Source organism: Rhodococcus sp. (in: high G+C Gram-positive bacteria), assembly GCF_049286785.1.
In the GTDB taxonomy this organism is placed as follows: Bacteria; Actinomycetota; Actinomycetes; order Mycobacteriales; family Mycobacteriaceae; genus Rhodococcus_F.
This window is the reverse complement of record NZ_JBAQEO010000603.1, coordinates 1-3,442: the sequence shown is the minus strand read 5'-3', so window position 1 is coordinate 3,442 and position 3,442 is coordinate 1. Positions and strand designations below refer to the sequence as shown.

Annotated in this window: 3 protein-coding genes and 1 pseudogene; 3 read left to right on the top strand and 1 reads right to left on the bottom strand. The window is 63.2% G+C overall.

The features are described 5' to 3' along the window. The 3 genes from WAW17_RS22075 to WAW17_RS22065 all read left to right on the top strand — a co-directional run. The coding region (locus WAW17_RS22075) for a hypothetical protein (RefSeq protein WP_422335050.1) at nucleotides 1–196 on the top strand (196 nt) is incomplete at its 5' end. Nucleotides 197–322: 126 nt separating this feature from the next. Further along, nucleotides 323–973 carry a uracil-DNA glycosylase gene (locus tag WAW17_RS22070; RefSeq protein ID WP_422335049.1) on the top strand — a complete coding sequence of 217 codons (651 nt, stop codon included), beginning with the start codon at nucleotides 323–325 and terminating at the stop codon, nucleotides 971–973. Beyond that, nucleotides 970–2,334, top strand: a complete 1,365-nt coding sequence (locus WAW17_RS22065) for a hypothetical protein (RefSeq protein WP_422335048.1) — start codon at nucleotides 970–972, stop codon at nucleotides 2,332–2,334. Before WAW17_RS22070 ends, WAW17_RS22065 begins: the two co-directional genes overlap by 4 nt. Nucleotides 2,335–2,358: 24 nt before the next feature. Here WAW17_RS22065 and WAW17_RS22060 read toward each other — a convergent pair. Next, nucleotides 2,359–3,442: pseudogene (locus WAW17_RS22060) on the bottom strand (hypothetical protein); the annotation flags it as partial.

Here is a 3,442-nt window from a genome sequence, read left to right as displayed (position 1 = left end):
GGTCGCCGAATCGCCGCAGGCGAGAACGTCCCGTTTGACCGCCGAGGTCACGAGGCTCACCATGGCCCTTGCCGACGAGGTCGCCTCCACCGAGCCCCTGACCCCGGAGCAGCAACTACGGATTCAGCGGCTGAGGACGCAGAGGACCAACATCCTGCGCGGCATCGCGCAGCGCGAGTCGCAGGGTAGGAAATGAGCGCCGCGAGGAAGAACTCCTCGGCCGAGGGGGTGGCGGACTTCATCGCCTTCATCGTCTTCTTGTGCGTCCTCGTCGGAGCACTCGCCGCGGCGTGTTCCTGACTCGTACTGCAGAATTTGCACCATGCCCAACGGACGCAATGCGGATCCTCGGATCGTCGCTGAGAAGATGGCCCGAATCCGCGATCCTCACGTGGAGCCTCTCAACGCGCTCGCCGATCGAATCGCGGACGCCGTCGGCCTTCCTAGCGGCGATATTCCCTACGTCGATCCGGATCAGGGTGGCATTCGCGCGCGGGTGCTTGTCTTGCTCGACAATCCCTCCACCAAGGCGGAATCCGGAACCGGTTCGGGCCTGTTGAGCCTCGACAACGATGACCGCACGGCCCGTAACTGCCGCGAGGCGTATGCGAGGTCGGGCATCCAGTGGTCCGACGTGGTGCATTGGAACGTGGTCCCTTTCCCTGTCGCCGGGGTGAAGAATGGCGGTTCCACTCCAGCCGAGCGGACTCTGGCGGTGCGGTGGACGCGTGAGTTCGTCGATCTCTGTCCCGACGTCGAGAGCGTCTTGCTGCTGGGCGCCTCTGCGCGCGATGGTTGGAAGCGAGCAGGCATCGACCGCAACCTGTGCGTTCTGCCTGGGAATATCCCTCACTGCTCCGATCGCGGATTGAACTCGGTGGGCGGTCGCGCACGGTTCGAGGACGCGATCACGCACATCGCCGAGATGCTTCGCGGCCGAGGCAGCCACATGACAGAAGAAACACGCCCATGAGCGAGAGCCGACCACTTGACACCGCCGCGCCGATCGAGGGCGTCGACGGGGACGCCCACGATACGGAACTGGCAGTTTCCCTGGACGAGGAAGGTCTGCTCGTCTCTGGTGACCCCGTCGTAGTGGCGAGGTATCTCGCACGCATCAAGAGTTTGGCTGGTGAGGCGATCGAGGTTTCCGGGATCACGAGCAGCTCTGCGGCCGATGCCGGAGCGATCGCCGCAGGGGTGCTCTCCACCGCGGCACAGGCCGGGGAGTTCGTTCGAATGTCTCCGAAAAGTATCCAAGCTCTCCGAACCCATCGCGTGCTTCCCGGCGACAACGGCTTCTTCAGGATGACCGTTGTGGACGAAGCCGGAAAGTTCCGCAACCAACTGCAGTGGCAGAAGATCGCCCTCGGCCCCACACAGGCACTGTCACTGCAACTGCTGGCGGTCCAGATTGCGTTGTCAACGTCGATCGCGTCCGTCGAAGAGTCCGTGCTTCGAGTCGAGGGCAAAGTCGAGCGCGTTCTTGCGCTGGCAGAAGCCTCGCGGGTCGGTGATGTGATCGGTCATTTCGCGACTTTGGAACGCCTCGTGAAGAATCTCGACGACCGGGGAGCGCTCCCCACCACGGACTGGGAATCGGTTGCCGGGCTGGGACCGACCTTGGTGGTAACAGTGGAGCGGCTGCGCGAGCACATCAAGCGCACAGTCGCAGGCTTCGACCCGACATTGCCGGTGCGCTCGCGCGCGGACTATCTGCGCCGAGCCGTCGAGGACAATCGAATCGGTGAGAGCCTTCATCTTCTCGTGATCAGCGAGCAGTCGCTCTACCTGTGGCAACGTCTACGCATTGCGCGAGTCCGGGCGATAGAGCCGGAACACTTGCAGATGGTGCTCGCGGACGCACGCGAACTGTTGGCGGAGCATCTCGAACGTGATGGGGAAATACTGGTGCATGCTCGTTCAGAGCTGTCCCATTATGCAGAGATGCATCGACTCGACGGCATCTACTGGGGCGCGACGCACAACTTGAAGCACGACATCGTGAAGTTGAAGAACGACCTCGACAGCTTCGCCGATGCCCGCGGCAGCCAGGTCATGGGATGGGTGGACCCCGGCAGTCGCCCCACGGTGGGAGATGCTGTCGCCGAGATCGGGAGCCGCGCGGCGACCGTGGGTGGAGCTGCCGCAGGTGCCGCGGGACGAGCGATCGCCGCCGGCGCATCTGGCGTGGGCAACGGCATCGGCCGGCTCGGCCGGGGTCTCGGAAACTTAGTGGGCGGCAACCATCGTCAGCCCGAGCTGGCAACGACGGCTGAGCCCACATCGGACACCGCCGCCCCCGCCAAAGCCGATGACGTCGCCCAATCCTGACTCTGAGTCGCCCCTGTCAGAGGATCACTGGATCGTGACTTCAACTTCCTTCGCGGCGTCGTCGAGTCCCGCCACGACGTCCCGGAGAAATCCGTTGGATTCTGCACCCGATCGCTGAATGAGGCGGCGAAAGATCTCTTCGGCGATGTGTTCCGCACGAACCTTTGTCGATCCGGTTCCATGGAAGGCGAGAGCCTCCTCCCAGGACGGCTGTGCGGTGACCGACAGACGGTCGCGAATCGGCTCCGACAGTCGCATCGCGATGCCGTTGGAGAACTCGTCTATGACGGCGGTCAGGATGATCGTGTCGTCAGGCGGTCCGCCGGTCCAACTTGCCGGTGACTCCAACTGCTTGTAGATCTCCTCCTTGATGAACTCGCGCAGATCCGATGCAGGCCGCAAGTCCCTGTACTCGTCAGCACTACCCTCGGCGAATCGCCGGTTCAGCGCCTTGATACGCGTCCAATTCTCCTTTTTCACATCGCGTTTCACCGCCAAGCCCAGCAACGCCTCCCATCTGCGGTGAAAGCTCGCGATGCCGGAGAGGACTGCCTGTTCGAGCGGAGCCCTGTTGTACACCGGCCGAGACGGTCCCAGATCGGGGCGATCGGTGACCTTCTCGATCATCTGGATGAGGCGCTTGAACTGCTTGATCGACCGATCGCCTTCTTCATCCTTCACGCGGAGCACCTTGTCGATGCCGGAGAGAAAGACCGCGTTAGCGTTCAGTCTCCGGCTCAGCGACTGCTCCGACCGCGGATTGAAGTCGTCCCGAATCGTCGACAGCAGATTGGTCGCACTGCCCAGAACGTGATCGCGGCGTTCCCTGGCGTTGGACAGATTGTCCCCGGTGACCTCATCGAAGTGGGTGAAGCAGAAAATGAGCTTGTCGGTGTTTCCCGAGGTCAGGATGGAACGCACCGCGGCAGCGGGGGCGGCTTGCATCGGCTGGGCCGCATTGTCTACGAGCAGCACTGCGTCGACGGTGTTGATGCGGTCGGCGACCGTCGTCGACAGGGAGGTCGCCGACTTCGGGGTGTGCCCGAGCCCCTCCCCATCGATGAGCACGAGGCGAGGAATCTCGTCGGACCACCAAGTCGGCTGAAAC